Here is a 16,850-nt window from a genome sequence, read left to right as displayed (position 1 = left end):
GGAGGAGCGCCGCCCGCAGCGACAGGTCCGCCAGGCGCGGCATCACGCCGCTTCCCGCCGGCCCTGGCCGCGCAGCAGGACCAGCCGCGCCACGCGCGAGGCCTCGGCCGGGCTGGGGAAGGAGGCGCCCTCCAGGTCCTCCAGCACGGGATCGGTGGCGAGGAAGAGCCAGTCGGCCTCGCGCGCCACGGCGACGCCGACGAAGCGGCCTTCCACGCTGATGGGGCGTGAGGCGAGCACCGTCACAGCCCTCCCAGCGCGCGGAGCAGGGCGCGCTCGATGTCGGACTGGCGCGGCGGCGCGGGGGTGCGGGGAAAGAGGCGTGCCATCAGCGAGCGGAAGGCGCTGGCGGCGCGGGAAGAGGTGGCGATGCGGATCATGGGCCGTCTCCGGGGCCGGCCTGGGGCCGGGAAGGGGGAGGTTCTGGGTTGGAAGGCGTGCGCTCAGCGCCGACAGCCTTCCCCGTTCCGTATCGCGGGCACCGTCCGGGCCTCCTCGCGTCTGTGTTGCCGATGGCCCATGATTCAACGCGGGACCGGTGCGTGTCGATGAAATGGAACGATCAATCTTCGGGCAATCCGGGGGATGATCCTCCCCTGCGGCGTGGGTTGGCGATGGACGTCATCCCGCCCCCGCGATAAGCCCGGCCCCGATGTCCACAGGAACCCTGACTCCGGCCTCTCGCGGTCGCCTCTACGGCAGCGTCCTGGAGGCGGTGGGCGCGACGCCCCTGGTGCGCTTGCCCCGGATCGAGGCGGCCGAGGGGCTGCCCGCCCGGCTTGCGCTGAAGCTCGAGTTCTTCAACCCGCTGGCCTCCGTGAAGGACCGGATCGGCTTGGCCATGGTGGAGGAAGCGGAGGCGGCAGGGCTGATCCGGCCGGGGGAATCCACCCTCGTCGAGCCGACCTCCGGCAACACGGGCATCGCGCTGGCCTTCGTGGCGGCCGCCAAGGGCTATCGGCTGATCGTGGTGATGCCGGACGGCGCCAGCGAGGAGCGCCGGAAGATGATGGCGCTGTTAGGGGCGGAACTGGTGCTGACGCCCGCGAAGCGCGGCATGGCCGGCGCCATCGGGCGGGCGGAGGAGATCGTCGCCGCCACGCCCGGTGCCTGGATGCCCAGGCAATTCGACAACCCCGCCAATCCCGCCATCCACGCCCGCACCACCGCCGAGGAAATCTGGGCGGATACGGGCGGGGAGGTGGACGCGGTGGTGGGCGGCGTGGGCACGGGCGGCACGCTGACCGGGATCGCCCGCGCGCTGAAGCCGCGCCGCCCGGGGCTGCGCGTGATCGCGGTGGAGCCGGCGGAATCGGCCGTGCTCTCCGGCGACGAGGCGGGGCCGCACGACATCCAGGGCATCGGCGCCGGTTTCCGCCCCGCTGTCCTGGAGCTGGAGCGGATGGATGCCGTCCTCCGCGTCTCCGAGCGCGAGGCGATCGCCGCCGCCCGACGCTGCGCGCGAGAGGAGGGGCTGCCGATCGGCATCTCCTCCGGCGCCGTGCTGCACGCGGCCCTGCAGGTGGCGCGGGAGCCGGCGATGGAAGGGCGCCTGGTGGTTGGCATCGCCGCCAGCTTCGCGGAGCGCTACCTGTCCACGGCTCTCTTCGCGGGCTTGTAGCGCACCGCCAGGGCGGCGGGAGAAATCCCTGGCAAAACAACCCTGGGTTGTATTAAGCGTTCTCGGACGGTCCGGATGCGATCGCGGCCCGGTGCGCCCGCGGTCGTGTCTCACCGTCCGGAGGATGGGCAGGGGATGCCGGCGGCCGGGATCGGGTGCCGGGATGCCCAGGCCAGGGAGGTCAGGATGGCATCTTGGTTCGGTTTTGCCCTTCTGCTCGGCGGCCTGCCGGTGATCCTGGCGAACATGGCGCCGCCTTCCCCCCTGTTCGGCGACGAGCCGCTCTGGGCAGTGCTTCGGATCCTGATCGGGATGGCCGTTTCCTCGGCCGGGGTTGCCCTGCTGGACTGACCGGGCGAGGCCTTCAGATCCCCGCCCAGCGCAGCAGGGCGACGGCGCCGACGCCCACGACGATCGACAGGCCGAAATTGCCCCAGCGCATGTGCGCGGCGGCGCAGGGAATGCTCGCCAGCACCGCCGCCATGTCCTGGCGGGAGAGGGAGAGCGCCACATAGGCCGCGAAGAGCGGGGCCGGCAGGTTCCGCAGCAGCGCGTCCACCACCGGCGGCGTGCGCATGGCGCGCAGGATGGCGTAGCCGCCGGCGCGGCAGAAATAGGTCACCAGCCCCATCGCGATGATGGCGAGGGTGACGTCCAGCCGCAGGGTCATGGCGGTTGGGGTCATGGCCGCGCCTCCCGCCCTTCCCGCCAGGCGCCGAGGGCGGCGCCGGCGAAGGCGCCGGCCAGCAGGGGCATCGGCGCGGGCAGGCTCAAGGCCTGGGCGCCGAGTGCGGTAGCGGCGGCAAGGAGCCAGGGCGGAACGTCCTGACGCGCGCTGCGCCACAGCGCCGCGAGGATGGCGACGAAGCTCGCCGGGGCCGCGAAGAAGATGGGGTTGTCGTCGGCGAGGGAGATGGCGGCGCCCAGCACGTGGCCGGCGGCGGTAGCGGCGACCCAGGCGATCCAGGTGAGGACGCCGAGGCCGAGGAGGAACCCCGCGTCCCGGCCCCCGGCCCGGTGCTCCGCGACCGAGAGGGCGAAGGAGTGGTCCACCGTGACGAAGAGAGAGGTCCAGAGGCGCCAGCCCCGCATGTGGTCCAGCCAGAAGGAAAGCGCAGCGCCGATCGGCACCATGCGGATGTTCACCACCAGCGCGGCGATGGCGACGGCGAGGATGTCCGGCGGATTGGTCCAGAGCTCCAGCGCCAGGAGCTGGGAGGCGCCGGCGAAGACCAGGGCGCTCATCAGCAGGGTTTCGGCGAGGGTCAGCCCGTGGCGCAGGGCGATGACGCCGACCACGACACCGAAGGGCGCGATTCCCAGGAGCAGGGGGATGCCCCGAAGCACCCCGCGCCGCACCCCGTTTCGGGTGAAGATGACCGGCATGGCGGCGGGTATAGGTGGGAAGGGGGGCGGGCGCCATGCGGCGGCGCCCCGGGGCTCGGCATGTCCCCCGGCCGGACTCCCGCGGCGCGGTGGCGCATCACGTCCTCGGCGCGGCCGGATCCGCCGAGGCGCCGGGCATGGAATCGCCCGCGGCCCCTGCGGCCGGGCGGCCGGGAAGCACCACGGCCGCCTCGATCCGGCGGTCCGTGCGGGAACGGTCCTCCGACGCCTCGTCCCGGCTCTTCTCCTTCGGCTTCACCGTTGCGCGGATCACCATCAGCTTGTTGAGCACGTCGAACCAGAATGGCGCGCCCAGCGTCGTGGCGACGGCGGTGGCCAGCCAACCGAGCAGGGCGAGCAGGATCGCCAGCGCCCAGCCGCCCGGCCCGTTGCCCGGAGGGAAGGAGCGGCTGATGGCGAACTCGTTCCAGCCGATCGGCAGGCCGACCTGCCGAACGGCCGTATCCAGCCGGCGCAGCCGTTCCTCGTCGCCCGCAGCCGGAGGGCCTTCGTCGAGCGCACCTTGCGCGAGCCTCACCATCTCCGCGCGCGCTTCGGGCATGGCGGAGAGGTGCTGGCCGATGATGACCGGGTTGATGTTGAGCGCGACGGCCAGGGTGAGGCCGAGCCAGAACAGGAGCTTCTGTGTGCGCCGCTTGTACCAGCCCGCGGCACGGTCCATCACGCCATCGTACCAGCTCTCGAGATTGGCCTTTAGCGTGGCGATGTCCCCGCCGTAGATGCGCCGGTAGCTCTCGACGACACCTGATAGGCCGTTACCCGCGGTGCCCGCGCTTTCCAGGTCCAGCACCACCGCCGAGAAGATGTCGCGGGGGATGTAGGAAGGCAGGCTGCCGCCGGTTTCCCGAGTGAAGAACCAGCTCGATCTGCTGGCTTCGTACCTGCCGTTGAAGAGCGCGAAGACGAGCGGGTGCTCGTAGAAGCGTGCGACGGCCTTGTCGCCACCGCCGACCGGGTCCTGCAGCATCAGCCCGATCGCCCGCTCCAGGTCGGCGGCCCGGGTCTTGAGGACCGCCTCAATGATCTCGGTCAGGGCTGTCAGCAGCAGGCTGATGAGCAGGAAGACCAGCACCAAGCCGACCGCTATCTCCAGCGCCTCTGACCCGAGCATCGGAGCACCCGCATAACCTCGCCGGCCGTGAGGGTACGGTCATGCCGGCCGGAATGGCATCGGATTCGATGCGAGTTCGTAAGACTCCGTTCTGATCCGCCATCGGCATCCGAGATCCCGCACGATCCTTGGCCGGCCAGTGGTGCTTCGGCGGGGTGGTTCAGCCCCGCCGGGATTCGATGATCCGCGCCTCCGCCTCCTCGCGGTCCAGGTCCAGCGCGGCCTGCGCCACCTCCCGCGGGAAGCCGGCGCGGGCAAGGGCGGCCAGGGCCTTCATCCGGGCGGCGCGGGCCTCCTCGGGCTCTTCCGGCGGGGTGGGGCCGAAGGGGCCCTGGCGGCGGCGGCGGAGATGGGACAGCGCGGCCGCCACCTCGTCCGTCGCGGCCTCCTCCAGCGTGCCGGAGGCCAGTTCCCCGCCCACTCCCTTCGCGGCCAGGTGGGCGGCGATGGCGCGGCGGGACCGGCCGGCGCGCGAGAGGCGGCGGGTGCGGGCGGCCGCGAAGGCGGCATCGTCCACCGCGCCGGCTGCGACCATGCGCTTCGCGACGGAGGCCGCCGCGGTGCGGCCCCGGGCGACGATGGGGGCGATAACCTCCGGCGCCATGCCCTCGCGCTCCGCCCGCTGCGCCCAGCGGGCCACGCGGCGCTGCAGCACGCGGGTCAGCCCGGCCTCCGTGGCGGCGAAGCGGGCCAGGTGGTTCAGCGCCGCCTCGTGCAGGCGCGCTTCGTCGGGGGCAGGGCCGGCGGTGGGGGGGCGCCTCTCCCTCCGGGGGCGCCGGGGCGGCGATGTGCTCTCGGCCATGCCGGGAATGTGGCACTGGCGGCCGGCCCCGTGGAGAGGCCCCGTGGAGAGGCCCCATGGAGAGGCCGCGCGGTGGAGGAGCCCGCAACCCGCTTCTGGCGGCTGGCGTTGCTCCGCCAAGTCGAGGATCACCAAAGGAGGCGCCGCATGACGATCCGGTCCAACAAGTCGAGCCTGCTGGGAATGACGGCCGCTGCGGCGCTTCTCGCGCTGCCGGCTCTCGCCCAGACCCAGGGCCAAGCCACCCCGCGCGACGGTACGGCCAGCAACCCGCCCTCCACCGCGACGCAGCGCGCGGCGGACAGCGTGACGGGAAACCGCACCCCGCCGGACGGCACCCCCGGCAACCCGCCCGGCACGGCGCTGGGCCGCGCGGTGGACCGCGCCGGCGAGAACGCCGCGAACGCCAACCAGCGCGCGGGTGACCCGCTGAACACGCAGAAACGGCCCGACGGCACGCCCGGTAATCCGCCCGGTACGGCGGCGGGCCGCGCGCTGGACCGCGCGGGCGAGAGCGTGTCCGGCGCCAACCAGCGCGCGGGCGACCCGGCGAACACCGAGAATCGCCCGGACGGCACGCCCGGCAACCCGCCCGGCACCGCCGTGACGCGCGGCCTGGACCGCGCGCTGGGCACCAACATGTCCGGTGCCTTCCCGCAGAACACCGACGGCACGCCGAACAACCCGCCCGGCACCGCCGTGGGCCGCGCGGCGGATCGCGCCACCGCGGATAACAACACCACGAACAACAACGCGTCCGGCGGCATGACGGCCCAGAACGGCAACTCCGGGGCGAACACTTCCGGCGCGGCCCGGTCGCAGGGCGGCCAGCCCGGCCCGGTGAACACCATGCCGGATGGCAGCCAGGCCCGCACCGGGACCATGAGCGCGCCGCTGCAGAACCAGGCGGCCGGGACTGCCCCGAACAATCCCTCTGGCCCTTCGGGCGCGCCGGCCAACAACACGGGCACGACCAACCGCGCCGCCTCGACCACCGCGGCCAGCCCGGCGGCGACGGCGCCGGTGGCCCAGACGGACCGGGTGAGCCGCATCATCGGCTCCAGCGTGTACAACGAGCGCAACGAGTCCATCGGATCGGTGGACGACGTGATCCTGCCGAGCGGCAATTCATCGCCGCTGGCGGTGATCTCGGTGGGCGGGTTCCTCGGCATCGGCGCGAAGCTGGTGGCCGTTCCGATGTCTGACCTGCGCTGGTCGGCGGCCGACAACCGCTGGACCATCACGGGCGCGACGAAGGAGAGCCTGACGTCGCTTCCGGCCTACTCCTACGACTCCGCCCGCCGCGGCTGATCGGGGCGCTTTCCGAAGTGGGGCCCGGGCGCGTCGCGCCCGGGCCTTTTTCGCATCTGCGGCAGCGAATCGGCGCTCTGGGATTCCGTTCGGAATTTCATCCGAACGGCTCATCCCATGAGGAACCCGCGCGTGAATGCGGCGTTGCCCCGGCAGGCCCCGCAGCATGCGCGGCCAGAACAATCCGATGGAGTGAGCAGAGGATGCTTTCCACAACCCTTCGCGCCGCCGCGCTGGCCCTTTCTGTCGGCGCCCTGGCCGCCTGCAGCAACGACCCGCTGAACACCGCCAACCGTCCGGATGGCGCTCCCGGCAACCCGCCGGGCACCGAGGTCTCCCGCGCCAATGCGCGGGCCGGCGACCCGCTGAACACCTCCGGCCGGCCGGACGGCACGCCGGGCAACCCGCCGGGCACTGCCGTCTCCCGCGCCAATGACCGTATCGGTGACCCGCTGAACGTCGATGGCCGCCCGGACTGCACCCCCGGCAACCCGCCCGGCACCGCGGTGTCCCGCTCCCTCGGCACCACCGACCCGAGCGACTGCCGCCCCGTGGCGAGCCGCAGCAGCCGGCACCGCCATCACCACCGCTCGCCCCGCCGCACCACCCCGGCGAGCGCCAGCACGGACTCGACGGGCAGCATGACGCCGGCGAGCCCGGTCGGCACGGCGCCGAACACGAACCCGGCCAGCCCGGGCTCCGCGCCGAACACGCTGAGCACCCAGGGTCGCTGATCCGGGACCGCTGATCCGGGGTCACTGATCCGGGGTCACTGATCCGGCTCCAATGGCCAGCGGATGCGGGGCGTCGCCGAAAGGCGGCGCCCCTGCCGTTTGCCGGGGGCTTCCCTGCCCCCATCGCAGGGCTCCACGCCCCGGATCCTTTGACCCGGCGGCGCCTTTCCTCCATTTTCCGTCGTCTCCCGCCCGGCGCCGCGACACCCGCATCGCCCGCGGGACCACCGGAGGGCCACGCCACGTGATCCCCGCCTTGATGCCGAACTACAACCGCGCCGACCTCGTCTTTGAGCGGGGCGAGGGCGCCTGGCTGTGGGACGAGCAGGGGCGACGATTCCTGGATTTCGGCGCGGGCATCGCGACCTCCAGCATCGGCCACGGCAACCCGCACCTCGTGCAGGCCATCGCTGAGCAGGCGGCGCGGGTGATGCACACCTCCAACCTCTACCGCGTGAAGCAGGCCGAGCGCCTGGCGCAGCGGCTGGTGGAGGCGACGCCCTTCGCGGATAGCGTGTACTTCTCCAACTCGGGCGCCGAGGCGAACGAGGCGATGGTGAAGGCGGTCCGCAAGTACCACGCCTCCGAGGGCCATCCCGAGCGGTACCGTACCATCTGCTTCGAGGGCGCCTTCCACGGCCGCACGCTGGCCATGATCTCCGCCACGGGGAACGCGAAGTACCTGGAGGGCTTCGGCCCGCCGGTGGAAGGCTTCGACCACGTGCCCTTCGGCAACATGAACGCCGTGCGCCAGGCGATCACGAAGGAGACGGCGGCGATCATGATCGAGCCGGTGCAGGGCGAGGGCGGCGTGCGCCCGGCCGACCTGCGCTTCCTGCAGGAGCTGCGCACGGTGTGCGACGAGTTCGGGCTGCTGCTCGCGCTTGACGAGGTGCAGACCGGCATGGGCCGCTCCGGCAAGCTCTGGGCCTATCAGTGGTCCGGGATCGAGCCGGACATCATCTCCTCGGCCAAGGGCATCGGCGGCGGCTTCCCGCTCGGCGCCACGCTCGCGCGGGAGAAGGTGGCGCAGTACCTGAAGCCCGGCACGCATGGCAGCACCTATGGCGGCAACCCGCTGGCCTGTGCGGCGGGGAACGCGGTGCTGGACGTGATCCTGGCGCCGGGCTTCCTCGACAACGTGGACCGCGTGGCGCGCCATCTCTGGCGCGGCATGCAGGACCTCGCCGCGCGGCACCCGAAGGTGGTGGCGGGCGTGCAGGGCGCCGGTCTGCTGCTGGGCCTGCGTCTGCAGGAGGCCGTGTCCAACACCGAAATGCAGGGCGCCGCGGTGGCGGAAGGCCTGCTGACGGTGGCGGCGGGGATGAACGTGCTGCGCGTGGCGCCGCCGCTGATCATCACCGAGGCGGAGGCGGACGAGGCGCTGCGCCTGCTGGATCGCGCCTGCCTGCGCATGACGCCCGGGAACGCGAAGGCGGCCGCGAAGTGAGCGCCGCGCTCAAGAGCATGGAGGGGGGCCGCCCGGCCCCCCGCCATTTCCTGGAACTGATGGACTTCGACACGGCGACGCTGCGGCGGATGCTGGACCTCGGCAACCGCGCCAAGCGCGGCGAGGTGGCGGAGAGGCCGCTGGCCGGCAAGACGGTCGCGCTGATCTTCGAGAAGCCGAGCACGCGAACCCGCGTCTCCTTCGAGGTGGGCATCCGCCAGCTCGGCGGCTTCGTGACCACGCTGACGAGCAAGGACACGCAGCTCGGCCGTGGCGAGACGCCGGCGGACACGGCGCGCGTCCTCTCCCGCTACGTGGATGCGATCGTGCTGCGGACCGACAACGTGCAGAAGATGCGGGAACTGGCGGAATACGCCACCGTGCCCGTGATCAACGGCCTGACGGACGTCTCGCACCCCTGCCAGCTGATGGCCGACGTGATGACCTTCGAGGAGCATCGCGGGCCAATTGCCGGGCAGGTCGTGGCCTGGACGGGGGACGGCAACAATGTGGCCCAGTCCTTCATCCAGGCGGCGGCGCGGTTCAACTTCACCCTTCGCCTCGCCACCCCCGCGCAGCTGGCGCCGCCGGCCGAGCTGCTGGCCTGGGCGCGGGCGCAGGGCGCGACGGTGGAGCTGTTCAGCGACCCGGCCGAGGCGGTGCGCGGCGCGCGCTGCGTGGTGACGGATACCTGGATTTCCATGAGCGACGAGAAGCGGGAGATGCGGAACCGGCACAACATGCTGGCGCCCTACCAGCTGAACGCCGCCCTGCTGCGGAACGCCGCGCCGGACGCCATCGTGATGCACTGCCTGCCGGCGCATCGTGGCGAGGAGATCACGGACGAGGTGATCGACGGCCCGCAGAGCGTGGTGTTCGACGAGGCGGAGAACCGGCTGCACGCGCAGAAGGGCGTGCTGCTCTGGGCGCTTGGCGGGAACTGAATCCGTCCAGGGTGGCGTACAATAAGCCGCAGCCGGGCCATGCGCCCGGCGCGGCCCAACCACCCTGTGACGCGGGGCGGACGGACCCTATCTAGGGCCGGTGCAGAACGTTACCCGCCCCTCCGACACCCCCGATCTCCTGAACCATGACCGTCCGCCCGTGCCGGACATGGTCGTGCCGCGGGCCATCCTGCCCTTCCACCTGGAAGGGCGGCCCGTGCGCGGCCGGCTGGTGCGGCTGGGCGGCCTGGCCGATGCGCTGATCCCCCGGCACGAGCTGTCCGAGGATGCATCCCGCCTTCTGGGCGAGGCCCTGGCGCTGACGGCCGGGCTCGCGGCGGCCCTGAAGTTCCGCGGCTCCTTCTCCCTCCAGGCGAAGGGGGACGGGCCGGTTCCGATGCTGCTGGCGGACTGCACGGATGCGGGCGAGATCCGTGGCTATGCCCGTGCCGAGGGCATGCCGCAGGGCGAGGCCGGGGCGCTGCTGGGCAAGGGCTACCTGGCCTTCACCTGCGACCAGGGGCCGGAGATGGACCGCTACCAGGGCATCGTGGCGATCGAGGGCGGGACGCTGGCGGAGATGACGGACGCCTACTTCCGCACCTCCGAGCAGCTTCAGGCCTTCGTGCGCCTGGCCTGCCGCCGCACGCCGGAGGGCTGGCGCGCCACCGCGCTGATCCTGGAGCGCGTGGCCGCGGAAGGCGGCATCGACGGGCTGAACACCGAGGCGGCGGACGATGCCTGGCACACCGCAACCACCCTGGCCGCCACGGTGACGGAGGCGGAGATGCTGGACGACGCCCTGGCGCCGGAGCAGCTCCTGCACCGCCTGTTCCACTTGGAAGGGCTGCTGGTGGACCGCCCGCGCGCGCTCTCCTACGGCTGCCGCTGCTCCCGCGCGCGGCTGGCGGGGGTGCTGCAGGGCTTCCCGGACAGCGACCTGGATGAGATGGCCGAGCACGGGCACATCACCATGACCTGCGAGTTCTGCAACCTCGGCTTCCGCTTCGACCGGGCCGAGGTGAAGGGCGGCGCGGGAAGGGCCTGAACCACGCCCCTTCAGGGCGGGCCTGAATGCGCCCCTTCTGGAAGCGGCCCCGATCGGCTAACGCGGAATCCGGCCATCGGGGGTTACAGGGAACCATGATCGGACGACCCGTGATGGGGCGGCGCCTCGCGCTCGGCGCGCCGCTCCTCCTGCTTGCCTGCGGTGGGCGGGATCTGCCGCCGCTGCCGCCCCGGCCGGCCGGCTACGCCTGGCTGACGCCGCTGCGGCTGAACGTGGCGGATCTGGAGGTGATCGACACCCCCGTGGAGGGCCGCGTCGATCCGCCCGCGCCGATCCTGCCCGCGGCCGAAGTGGCGCGGATGGGGCGGGACCGCGTCATTCCCTCCGGTACCACGGGGCAGGGGCGCTTCGTGGTGGAGGCGGCGACCCTCCTCCGTTCCGGCGACTCCGTCTCCGTGCTTCTGCGCGCGCGGCTGGAGGTGATGGACGGCAGCGGCAGGCGCGTGGCCTTCGCGCAGGCCGAGGCGCGGCGCAGCCTCAGCGGCTTCGGCAGCAGCGCCGCCGCCCGAGCCCGCGCCGCCGAGACGGTGATGGTGGGCGCCATGGAGGACCTGAACGTGGAGTTCGAGCTGCAGGTCCGCCGCAACCTGCGGGACTGGCTGCTGGAGACCACCCCCGCCGCCCCCGTGGCGCCGGTGGACAGTCCGGAGGGGATTGAGCGCCAGGACTTGCCCCGGGGCTGATAAGGGTTGGCTGATAAGGGCCGGCTGAGAAGGGCTGGGCGCAACCGCCCCGGGGGCTCGGGCGCTTCACCTTCCAATCTGGAAGGAGCCAAGCCGATGAAGAGCCTTCGCCTCGCGATCCTGCCCGCCCTGGCGCTCGCCGGTGGCCTCGCCGCCTGCGCGCCTTACCCGGCGGAGGGCTACTACACCGTGCCGCCGCCGGCCGTGGCCACGGTGCCGCCGACCTACCGCAATGATTCCATGCCGGCCTATGTCGGCCAGGCGCCTGTCGCGGCGGCGCCCGCCGTGCCCTACGCGGCGGCGGTGGACCCGTATTGCCGGGAGGCCTACGCCAATGCCGCGGGCACGCAGCAGCAGGCCGCGATGACCGGCACCTACGCCGACGCAGCGCGGGCGCAGCGCTCCGCGGATTTCTACCGGCGCGACTGCCGCTGAGCAGAGCGCCGGAGCCCGGAAGGGCTTAGGAGGCCAGGGGCCGCCGATCCGAGGAGGGTCGGCGGCCCTTTGCGTTCCGCGGGCGGCTTTGCGTGCCCTTTATGCCCGGCCGCCGCGTCTCGCATCGCGATTTTATGGCCGCCTCCGCAGCTTTGCGGCGTGGAGGATCACATGGCCCATCTTGCCATCCTAATGCCTGAACCGGCGGGCATCGCGTTGCCACTCCCTGCCGCCAAGGCCACTGCCAAGGGGCCAACGCGGGGCGCGCCGCCCTGGCCGCCGAGCCTGCGCGCGCTGGACGCCGCGCCGCGCCGAGCGGGCGCCGAGTTGCTGGACGCCGCGGGGGCAGGGCGCGAGGACCGCGTCCTCTGCCTCGGCGAGGCCGGCGCGGAGACCTTGTGCGACGTACTGAACCGGGGCTGCCGTGGCGGCTCCGCCTTCCGCCAGCCTCCGGCCCATCCCGATCCGGTGGAGGTCGTCGTCGCTCCCGCCATCCGATCCGAGGAAGCGGGAAGGGCGGTGGCGGATTGCGCCCGCCGCGCCCTGCCCTCGGGCGGGCGGTTGGCGCTGCGCCTGATCGGCGGGGGCACGGCGGCGATCGCGCGCTCCGTCGCCGCCCGGCTGCGCGCCTACGGCTTCGAGCGGGTGCGGCTGTGCGGGCAGGCCGAGGGAGTGCTCCTTGTCTATCGCCTCTCCGCTGCCGGGAAGGAGCGCTGACCATGCGCCCTCCTCCGGGCCTGAGGGGCGCGATCCCCGCCCTCGTCACGCCGTTCTTCGCCGGGGATGCCGGCACGATCGACCGCGCCGCCCTCTCGCGCCTCGCGGCCCGCGCCGCCGCGCGCGGGGTGGGCGGGCTGGTGGCCTGCGGCAGCACGGGGGAGTCGCCTGCGCTCTCCGCCGTGGAGCACGCCCAGGCCGTTGCCTGCGTGGTGGAGGCGGCACGCGGACTGCCCGTGGTGGCCGGCGTGGGTGCGCCCTGCACCGAGGCGGCGGTGGCGCTCGCGGTCGCGGCGGAGCATGTGGGCGCCTCCGCGCTGCTCGTCTCCGCCCCGCCCTATGTGAAGCCAGGGCAGGAGGGGCTGCGCGCCCATGTTCGCGCGGTGGCAGCGGCGACGGGGCTGCCGGTCGTGCTCTACGACGTGCCATCCCGTGCGGGCGTTGCCTTCGCGGACGAGACGGTCGCGCGGCTCTACGACGACGGGCTGATCACGGCGCTGAAGGACGCCAGCGGCGACCTGTCCCGTCCGCCGCGCCTGGCGCGGCTCTGCGGGCCGGGGCTGGTGCAGCTCTCCGGCGACGACGCGACGGCGCTGGCGCATCTCGCCATGGGCGGGCAGGGCTGCGTGTCCGTCACCGCCAACGTCGCGCCGGCCCTGTGCAGCGCGCTGCAATCGGCCTTCGCCGCGCGGGACATGGGCTTCGCGGCGGAGATCCGCGACCTGCTCGCGCCACTGGACGCCGCGCTCTTCGCCGAGACCAACCCCGTGCCGGTGAAAGCGGCGCTCGGGCTGCTCGGGCTCTGCGCGCCGCATCCGCGCCTGCCGCTGACGCGCGCGGAGCCCGCGACGGCCGCGCGCCTCTCCCGCGCCATGGCTGGGGTGATGGCGATGGAGGAGGCGGTGGCGGCGGAGCGCGCGCCGCGCATCCGGCAGGTGGCCTAGGATGGAGGAAAGCAGCGCCGCGCGGCTGGACCCCGCCTCGGTCCGGACTCTCGCGCGGTTCTTTCTCTTCCTCGGCTTCGCGGGGCTGTGGTGCGCGCTGATCCACCTGATCACCGCGCGCCCGGTCACGCCCGTGCCGATGCTGGTGACGGCGGCGGGCGTGGCCGCCGGCTTCGCGGCCGCCCATCGGGAGTGGCCGATGGCGGGCAGCCTCAATCGCTGGGACGAGGCGATGGGCTTCATCGGCCTGGCCGGGCTGGCGAACGCCCTGGCCAGGATGGCGGGGTGAGCTACCCCTCGAAGGTGCCGGAGCGGCCGTTGATGATGGAGAGGAACTCCCGCCGCGTCGCGTGATCGTCGCGGAAGGCGCCGAGCATGGTGCTGGTGACCATCGTCACGCCGTGCTTGTGGACGCCGCGCGTGGTCATGCACTGGTGCGCGGCCTCCACCACCACCGCCACGCCGATCGGGTCCAGCACGTCGTTGATGGCGTTCGCGATCTGCGCCGTCAGCTTCTCCTGGATCTGCAGGCGCTTGGAGAAGGCGTCCACCACGCGGGCGAGCTTGGAGATCCCCACCACGCGGCCGCGGGGCAGGTAGCCGACATGGGCGCGGCCGATGATGGGCACCATGTGGTGCTCGCAATGGCTCTCCAGCCGGATGTCGCGAAGCACGACCATCTCGTCGTAGCCCGCCACCTCCTCGAAGGAGCGCTGGAGGAGCTGCACGGGGTCGGTGCGGTAGCCGTTGAACAGCTCCAGGTAGGACTTGGCGACGCGCTTGGGCGTGTCCAGCAGCCCCTCGCGGCCCGGGTCGTCCCCGGCCCAGAGGAGAAGGGTGCGGACCGCCGCCTCGGCCTCGGCCTGGCTGGGGCGGACATGCCCGGAGGTTTCGGCGGGGGTGAGGATCTGGGCTTCCGCGAGGGCTTCGTGGTCGGTCTTCGGCTCGGTCAAGGCTCGGCTCCTCGGGCGCGGCGGTGCCACCGCAACATGGGATAGGTGCTCCGGGAGCGGAAGCGGGGGGCGCGCGGGGCCGCCGCGCGCCGCCCGCACGCCTCAGTTCAGCGTCACCTGCCCGTGCGGGCTATCCAGGCTAAAGGCGGGGATCTCGGCGTCGAAGGCCTCGCCTGTGGCGGGCACTACCATGTGGTACTGGCCGCGCATGAAGCCCGAAGGCGTCGCGAGCGGGGTGCCGGAGGTGTACTCGAAGGCCTCGCCGGGCTCGAGCACGGGCTGCTCCCCCACCACGCCGTCTCCGTGCACGTGCTGCGTGCGCCCCATGGCGTCCGTGATGTGCCAGGTGCGCTTGAGGAGCTGCACCGTCTCGCGCCCCTCATTCGTGATGCGGACGCGATAGGCCCAGATGTGGCGGCCCTCCTCCGGCTCCGACTTGTCGGCCAGGTAGAAGGTGCGGACCGTCACGCGCAGCCCGCGCGTGACGGCGGTGAAGGCGCCGGGATCGCTCATGCGCGCCGCCCCAGCAGGGCCGTGGCCAGCCCCGCGCCGACCAGCATGGTGCCGCCGGTGCGGTTCAGCACGCGCCGCACCGCCGGCCGCCGCACGGCGCCGGAGAGCCGCCCGGCCAGCAGCGCGTAGCCCAGCGCGTTCGCCGCGCCGAGGGTGACGAAGCTGGCCACCAGCAGCCCCGCCTGCGGCAGGAAGGGCCGGGCGGGATCCAGGAACTGCGGCACGAAGGCGACGAAGAAGGCGATGCCCTTGGGGTTGGTGGCGGTGACGAGGAAGGCCTGCATTCCCGCGCGGCGCGGCGGCAGCGGCGCGGGCACGCCTTCCACCGGGGCGCGCCAGAGCTTCACGCCGAGCCAGACGAGATAGGCCGCGCCAGCCCAGCGCAGCGCCTCGAAGGCGAGGGTGGAGGCGGAGAGGAGGGCGCCGAGTCCGGCGAGGGAGAGGCTCATCGCCAGCGCGTCCCCGGCCGCGACGCCGGCCACCAGCGGCAGGGTCGAGCGGCGCCCGCCGCCCAGGGACTGCCCGAGCACGAGCAGGATGGTGGGGCCGGGGATGACCAGCATGGCCGCCGCGGCCGCGAGAAAGGCCAGCCAGGTCTCGATGCTCATCGGCGTTGCCCTTCGTGTGACCTTCAGGCGGCCCAGCCTGCCACCGGCCGCGCCGCCGCGTCCATCGCGGCGGCGCCTGCCGGATGGCGGATCAGCGCTCCGGCGAGGCCGCGCGGGCCACGCCGCCCGCCTTGCCGCCACCGGTCGCGCGCAGCCCGTCCAGCGCCTGGGTCAGGTCGTCGATCAGGTCCTGCGGGTCCTCCAGGCCGACGGAGAAGCGCACCGTGCCGTCCGTGATGCCCAGCCGCGCCCGCTCCTCCGGCCCAACCTTCATGTGGGTGGTGGTGGCGGGGTGCGTGACCATGCTGCGCGCGTCGCCGAGGTTGTTGGAGATGTCGATGAGCTTCAGCGCGTCCAGCACGCGGAAGCAGGCTTCCTTCCCGCCATCGATGTCGAAGGTGACGAGGCTGCCGCCCGCCGACATCTGCTTCTTCGCCAGCGCCTGCTGCGGATGGCTGTCCATGAAGGGGTAGAGGGTGCGGGAGACCTCCGGCCGGGTGGCGAGGAAAGCGGCCAGCTTCTCCGCATTCGCGCACATGGCGGGGATGCGCAGGTGCAGCGTCTCCAGCCCTTTCAGGATGACCCAGGCATTGAAGGGCGAGATGGACGGGCCGGTGTTGCGGATGAAGGGCTGCAGTACCTCGTCCACCCACTTCTTCGTGCCGAGCACGGCGCCGCCGAGGACGCGGCCCTGGCCGTCGAAGTGCTTGGTGGCGGAATAGACCACCACGTCCGCGCCAAGCTGCAGCGGCTTCTGGAGCAGCGGCGTGGCGAAGACGTTGTCCACCACCACGATGGCGCCGGCGGCGTGCGCCATCTCGGCCACCGCCGGCAGGTCCACCAGTTCCAGCATGGGGTTGGAGGGCGTCTCCAGCAGCACCAGCGCGGCGGGCTTCTTGAAGGCGTCGCGCCACTGGTCGAGGTCCGTGCCGTCCACGAACACCGTCTCGATGCCGTAGCGCGGCAGCAGGGTGGAGACGATCCAGTGGCAGGAGCCGAAGAGGGCGCGGGAGGCGACGACCCGGTCCCCCGCCTTCAGGTGGGAGAGCATCGCCGAGTGGACGGCGGCCATGCCGGAGGCGGTGACGCGGCAGGACTCCGCCCCCTCCAGCGCCGCCAGCTTGTTCTGCAGCGCCTCGATCGTCGGGTTGCCGAAGCGGGAGTACTGGTAATGCTGGATGTTGCCGAGGAAGGTGTCCTCGGCCTGCCCCGCCGTCTCGTACATGAAGCCCGAGGTGAGGTGCAGCGCGTCCGACATCTCGTCGAAGGAGGAGCGGTTCTGGCCGCCGCGCACGAGGAGGGTGGCGGGGCGGAGCGGGGTATCCGGAAGGGTCCTGGGCATCGCGGGCGTTCCATCAAATCGGCGACGGCCCGGTTGGGCCGGGCAGTCGCGGATGGCCCGGTCGGGCGGGGAGGGAGCCCCCCGCCACGGCCGTTTAGCGCGTTTCTTTAGGCTCGCCGCAAGCTGGCCGACAAATCGCGAGCACCGGCCGCCCGGCGAGGCCGGGAAGGGCAGGTGGCGGGAAGCTAGTCCCCGGGGCCGCGCGC

General features: G+C 72.8%; 22 protein-coding genes and 1 riboswitch. Of the genes, 12 read left to right on the top strand and 10 right to left on the bottom strand.

Going from position 1 to position 16,850, the window contains the following annotated elements; genetic code table 11:
* Window positions 1-42: 42 nt before the first annotated feature.
* Both NRP21_RS05665 and NRP21_RS05660 read right to left on the bottom strand, forming a co-directional pair.
* Window positions 43-240, bottom strand: coding sequence for a hypothetical protein (locus NRP21_RS05665; protein ID WP_257715203.1), 198 nt, complete (start codon window positions 238-240; stop codon window positions 43-45).
* Between the two features lie 2 nt (window positions 241-242).
* Window positions 243-380, bottom strand: a complete 138-nt coding sequence (locus NRP21_RS05660) for a hypothetical protein (RefSeq protein ID WP_257715202.1) — start codon at window positions 378-380, stop codon at window positions 243-245.
* A 272-nt stretch (window positions 381-652) separates the two neighbouring features.
* On the opposite strand from NRP21_RS05660, the gene cysK reads away from it, so the two are divergent.
* Together cysK and NRP21_RS05650 are read left to right on the top strand one after the other, a co-directional pair.
* On the top strand, window positions 653-1,621 hold the full coding sequence (cysK, locus tag NRP21_RS05655) for a cysteine synthase A (RefSeq protein WP_257715201.1): 969 nt from the start codon (window positions 653-655) through the stop codon (window positions 1,619-1,621).
* Window positions 1,622-1,807: 186 nt separating this feature from the next.
* Window positions 1,808-1,972, top strand: a complete 165-nt coding sequence (locus NRP21_RS05650; RefSeq protein WP_257715200.1) for a hypothetical protein — start codon at window positions 1,808-1,810, stop codon at window positions 1,970-1,972.
* A gap of 13 nt (window positions 1,973-1,985) precedes the next feature.
* Here the strand turns inward: NRP21_RS05650 and NRP21_RS05645 are convergent, their stop codons facing one another.
* From NRP21_RS05645 to NRP21_RS05630, 4 genes are all read right to left on the bottom strand, one after another.
* A complete protein-coding gene (locus NRP21_RS05645) occupies window positions 1,986-2,306 on the bottom strand; it encodes an AzlD family protein (RefSeq protein WP_257715199.1) in 321 nt (106 codons plus the stop codon).
* Window positions 2,303-3,007, bottom strand: coding sequence for an AzlC family ABC transporter permease (locus tag NRP21_RS05640; RefSeq protein WP_257715198.1), 705 nt, complete (start codon window positions 3,005-3,007; stop codon window positions 2,303-2,305). The genes NRP21_RS05645 and NRP21_RS05640 overlap by 4 nt, the downstream gene beginning before the upstream one ends.
* A gap of 97 nt (window positions 3,008-3,104) precedes the next feature.
* Window positions 3,105-4,139, bottom strand: a complete 1,035-nt coding sequence (locus tag NRP21_RS05635; protein WP_257715197.1) for a hypothetical protein — start codon at window positions 4,137-4,139, stop codon at window positions 3,105-3,107.
* Window positions 4,140-4,299: 160 nt separating this feature from the next.
* Window positions 4,300-4,941 carry a RecX family transcriptional regulator gene (locus NRP21_RS05630; protein ID WP_257715196.1) on the bottom strand — a complete coding sequence of 214 codons (642 nt, stop codon included), beginning with the start codon at window positions 4,939-4,941 and terminating at the stop codon, window positions 4,300-4,302.
* Between the two features lie 147 nt (window positions 4,942-5,088).
* On the opposite strand from NRP21_RS05630, the gene NRP21_RS05625 reads away from it, so the two are divergent.
* The 10 genes from NRP21_RS05625 (at window position 5,089) to NRP21_RS05580 (ending at window position 13,517) form a co-directional block, all read left to right on the top strand.
* Window positions 5,089-6,252, top strand: coding sequence for a PRC-barrel domain-containing protein (locus tag NRP21_RS05625; RefSeq protein ID WP_257715195.1), 1,164 nt, complete (start codon window positions 5,089-5,091; stop codon window positions 6,250-6,252).
* A 203-nt stretch (window positions 6,253-6,455) separates the two neighbouring features.
* Window positions 6,456-6,986: a hypothetical protein gene (locus NRP21_RS05620; protein WP_257715194.1), complete on the top strand. Its 531-nt coding sequence runs from the start codon at window positions 6,456-6,458 to the stop codon at window positions 6,984-6,986.
* Window positions 6,987-7,230: 244 nt separating this feature from the next.
* Entirely contained in the window at window positions 7,231-8,436 is a 1,206-nt protein-coding gene (locus NRP21_RS05615; protein WP_257715193.1) for an aspartate aminotransferase family protein, read from the top strand.
* Between the two features lie 17 nt (window positions 8,437-8,453).
* Window positions 8,454-9,380, top strand: coding sequence for an ornithine carbamoyltransferase (argF, locus tag NRP21_RS05610; RefSeq protein WP_257715538.1), 927 nt, complete (start codon window positions 8,454-8,456; stop codon window positions 9,378-9,380).
* Window positions 9,381-9,480: 100 nt separating this feature from the next.
* Window positions 9,481-10,428 carry an Hsp33 family molecular chaperone HslO gene (gene hslO, locus NRP21_RS05605; protein WP_257715192.1) on the top strand — a complete coding sequence of 316 codons (948 nt, stop codon included), beginning with the start codon at window positions 9,481-9,483 and terminating at the stop codon, window positions 10,426-10,428.
* A 95-nt stretch (window positions 10,429-10,523) separates the two neighbouring features.
* A complete protein-coding gene (locus NRP21_RS05600) occupies window positions 10,524-11,132 on the top strand; it encodes a hypothetical protein (protein WP_257715191.1) in 609 nt (202 codons plus the stop codon).
* Between the two features lie 96 nt (window positions 11,133-11,228).
* Window positions 11,229-11,567, top strand: coding sequence for a hypothetical protein (locus NRP21_RS05595; protein ID WP_257715190.1), 339 nt, complete (start codon window positions 11,229-11,231; stop codon window positions 11,565-11,567).
* Between the two features lie 171 nt (window positions 11,568-11,738).
* The gene (locus NRP21_RS05590) at window positions 11,739-12,284 is read left to right on the top strand and encodes a hypothetical protein (RefSeq protein ID WP_257715189.1); all 546 of its coding nucleotides are present in this window, start codon (window positions 11,739-11,741) and stop codon (window positions 12,282-12,284) included.
* Window positions 12,285-12,286: 2 nt separating this feature from the next.
* Entirely contained in the window at window positions 12,287-13,228 is a 942-nt protein-coding gene (dapA, locus tag NRP21_RS05585) for a 4-hydroxy-tetrahydrodipicolinate synthase (protein ID WP_257715188.1), read from the top strand.
* Between the two features lies 1 nt (window position 13,229).
* Window positions 13,230-13,517 (top strand): hypothetical protein, encoded by a 288-nt coding sequence (locus NRP21_RS05580; protein ID WP_257715187.1) that lies wholly within the window; start codon window positions 13,230-13,232, stop codon window positions 13,515-13,517.
* Between the two features lies 1 nt (window position 13,518).
* Here NRP21_RS05580 and folE read toward each other — a convergent pair whose 3' ends face one another.
* The 4 genes from folE to metZ form a co-directional block, all read right to left on the bottom strand.
* Window positions 13,519-14,136, bottom strand: a complete 618-nt coding sequence (folE, locus tag NRP21_RS05575) for a GTP cyclohydrolase I FolE (protein ID WP_257715537.1) — start codon at window positions 14,134-14,136, stop codon at window positions 13,519-13,521.
* 147 nt (window positions 14,137-14,283) lie between these two features.
* A complete protein-coding gene (apaG, locus tag NRP21_RS05570) occupies window positions 14,284-14,694 on the bottom strand; it encodes a Co2+/Mg2+ efflux protein ApaG (protein WP_257715186.1) in 411 nt (136 codons plus the stop codon).
* Complete coding sequence (locus NRP21_RS05565; protein ID WP_257715185.1) at window positions 14,691-15,302, bottom strand: LysE family translocator; 612 nt, start codon at window positions 15,300-15,302, stop codon at window positions 14,691-14,693. The genes apaG and NRP21_RS05565 overlap by 4 nt, the downstream gene beginning before the upstream one ends.
* Before the next feature lie 91 nt (window positions 15,303-15,393).
* Window positions 15,394-16,644, bottom strand: a complete 1,251-nt coding sequence (gene metZ, locus NRP21_RS05560) for an O-succinylhomoserine sulfhydrylase (RefSeq protein ID WP_257715184.1) — start codon at window positions 16,642-16,644, stop codon at window positions 15,394-15,396.
* A gap of 74 nt (window positions 16,645-16,718) precedes the next feature.
* Window positions 16,719-16,796: riboswitch (SAM riboswitch) on the bottom strand.
* Window positions 16,797-16,850 lie beyond the last annotated feature (54 nt).

The organism is Roseomonas populi, assembly GCF_024594815.1.
Lineage (GTDB): Bacteria > Pseudomonadota > Alphaproteobacteria > Acetobacterales > Acetobacteraceae > Roseomonas > Roseomonas populi.
Note: the sequence above shows the minus strand (reverse complement) of the source record. Positions and strands in the feature narration are given on the sequence as shown.

What these genes read in the sequence shown, in the direction of transcription:
- NRP21_RS05660 (WP_257715202.1), bottom strand. Translation starts at nt 380, where the DNA reads ATGATCCGCATCGCCACCTCTTCCCGCGCCGCCAGCGCCTTCCGCTCG.
- cysK (WP_257715201.1), top strand. Translation starts at nt 653, where the DNA reads ATGTCCACAGGAACCCTGACTCCGGCCTCTCGCGGTCGCCTCTACGGC.
- NRP21_RS05650 (WP_257715200.1), top strand. Translation starts at nt 1,808, where the DNA reads ATGGCATCTTGGTTCGGTTTTGCCCTTCTGCTCGGCGGCCTGCCGGTG.
- NRP21_RS05645 (WP_257715199.1), bottom strand. Translation starts at nt 2,306, where the DNA reads ATGACCCCAACCGCCATGACCCTGCGGCTGGACGTCACCCTCGCCATC.
- NRP21_RS05640 (WP_257715198.1), bottom strand. Translation starts at nt 3,007, where the DNA reads ATGCCGGTCATCTTCACCCGAAACGGGGTGCGGCGCGGGGTGCTTCGG.
- NRP21_RS05635 (WP_257715197.1), bottom strand. Translation starts at nt 4,139, where the DNA reads ATGCTCGGGTCAGAGGCGCTGGAGATAGCGGTCGGCTTGGTGCTGGTC.
- NRP21_RS05630 (WP_257715196.1), bottom strand. Translation starts at nt 4,941, where the DNA reads ATGGCCGAGAGCACATCGCCGCCCCGGCGCCCCCGGAGGGAGAGGCGC.
- NRP21_RS05625 (WP_257715195.1), top strand. Translation starts at nt 5,089, where the DNA reads ATGACGATCCGGTCCAACAAGTCGAGCCTGCTGGGAATGACGGCCGCT.
- NRP21_RS05620 (WP_257715194.1), top strand. Translation starts at nt 6,456, where the DNA reads ATGCTTTCCACAACCCTTCGCGCCGCCGCGCTGGCCCTTTCTGTCGGC.
- argF (WP_257715538.1), top strand. Translation starts at nt 8,454, where the DNA reads ATGGAGGGGGGCCGCCCGGCCCCCCGCCATTTCCTGGAACTGATGGAC.
- NRP21_RS05600 (WP_257715191.1), top strand. Translation starts at nt 10,524, where the DNA reads ATGATCGGACGACCCGTGATGGGGCGGCGCCTCGCGCTCGGCGCGCCG.
- NRP21_RS05595 (WP_257715190.1), top strand. Translation starts at nt 11,229, where the DNA reads ATGAAGAGCCTTCGCCTCGCGATCCTGCCCGCCCTGGCGCTCGCCGGT.
- NRP21_RS05590 (WP_257715189.1), top strand. Translation starts at nt 11,739, where the DNA reads ATGGCCCATCTTGCCATCCTAATGCCTGAACCGGCGGGCATCGCGTTG.
- dapA (WP_257715188.1), top strand. Translation starts at nt 12,287, where the DNA reads ATGCGCCCTCCTCCGGGCCTGAGGGGCGCGATCCCCGCCCTCGTCACG.
- NRP21_RS05580 (WP_257715187.1), top strand. Translation starts at nt 13,230, where the DNA reads ATGGAGGAAAGCAGCGCCGCGCGGCTGGACCCCGCCTCGGTCCGGACT.
- apaG (WP_257715186.1), bottom strand. Translation starts at nt 14,694, where the DNA reads ATGAGCGATCCCGGCGCCTTCACCGCCGTCACGCGCGGGCTGCGCGTG.
- NRP21_RS05565 (WP_257715185.1), bottom strand. Translation starts at nt 15,302, where the DNA reads ATGAGCATCGAGACCTGGCTGGCCTTTCTCGCGGCCGCGGCGGCCATG.
- metZ (WP_257715184.1), bottom strand. Translation starts at nt 16,644, where the DNA reads ATGCCCAGGACCCTTCCGGATACCCCGCTCCGCCCCGCCACCCTCCTC.